General features: G+C 70.6%; 1 protein-coding gene. It reads left to right on the top strand.

The features are described from left to right. Nucleotides 1-343: 343 nt before the first annotated feature. On the top strand, nt 344-841 hold the full coding sequence (locus tag ABZ914_RS27655; RefSeq protein WP_500196768.1) for a hypothetical protein: 498 nt from the start codon (nt 344-346) through the stop codon (nt 839-841). Nucleotides 842-931: the final 90 nt, after the last annotated feature.

The following is a 931-nucleotide window of genomic DNA, read 5'->3' as shown; positions in this document are numbered from 1 at the left end:
GCGACTGAGAAAGGCCTCTGGCCCGCACGGCCCCAGTGCGGGGTAACGGGGCCGTGCGGGCCAGAGACCTGTCTCAAACAGGAACCTCAGTCGACGTTCGCTCTGCTCTCCGCCTGTGCACCTCCGCCGTCTTCCGATGTGAACAAGCCCAACGCTAAGCCGCCCCCGCCCACCCCAGAACCCCCTTAAGCCTCACTTAGGGAAGGGCTGAGGAGGGCTTATCTGGGGTGGAGGGAAAGGGTGGGAAGGGAAGGCGAGCCGATTGGTGCTGTTACTTTGGGCTGCGCGTCTGTCACGCTGAGTAGCGTTCGAGCGTGTCGTTCGTACGGGACTGGAGGGACAGATGCGTGTACGGGTGAGGGGCGGCGCGGCGGTGGCCGGTGTTGCTCTGGCGGGGACGGCGCTCAGCGGCGGCGGGGCGGTCGCGGGCGCGGCGGAGCGGCAGCAGCCGCTGCGGCAGGCGCAGCAGTCGGCGCGGGGCGTTCAGGCGAAGCCGCCGCGTGATGCCGAGGAAGGGCACGGGACGGGTGGCATCAAGGTCGGGCGCAAGGGCGCCGGGAAGGCGATGCACCGGCTCATGGTGCGGGACGAGCTGCGGCAGCGGTGGTGCCACGGGCGCGTCCTCCCGTCGGGCGGGCTGAACCTGCGGGAGGGGCCCGGGCTGCAGTACAAGGTCGTCCGGATCCTCCCGCACAACAGCCAGGTCACCACGGACTGGGACACCGTCCAGCGCAGGGACGGGTACCTGTGGGTGCGGCTCCCGGACAGGTTCTGGATCGCCGACTACAAGACCGGCGACGGGAACGGCAAGTGGTACGTCCGGTACTCCGACTGCCACTGAGGCGGTAGGCCGGCGCCCGTCCGGGCGGGCGCCGGCGCGGCGCGGGGGAGCTGCAGCCAGGGAGGGTGGGGCTAGTGTTGGGGGGGTGTA

The organism is Spirillospora sp. NPDC046719 (genome assembly GCF_040645715.1).
Classification (GTDB): domain Bacteria; phylum Actinomycetota; class Actinomycetes; order Streptosporangiales; family Streptosporangiaceae; genus Spirillospora.
The sequence above is the reverse complement of the archived record's forward strand: the minus strand, read 5'-3'. Positions and strand labels throughout refer to the sequence as shown.

What these genes read in the sequence shown, in the direction of transcription:
- ABZ914_RS27655 (WP_500196768.1), top strand. Translation starts at nt 344, where the DNA reads ATGCGTGTACGGGTGAGGGGCGGCGCGGCGGTGGCCGGTGTTGCTCTG.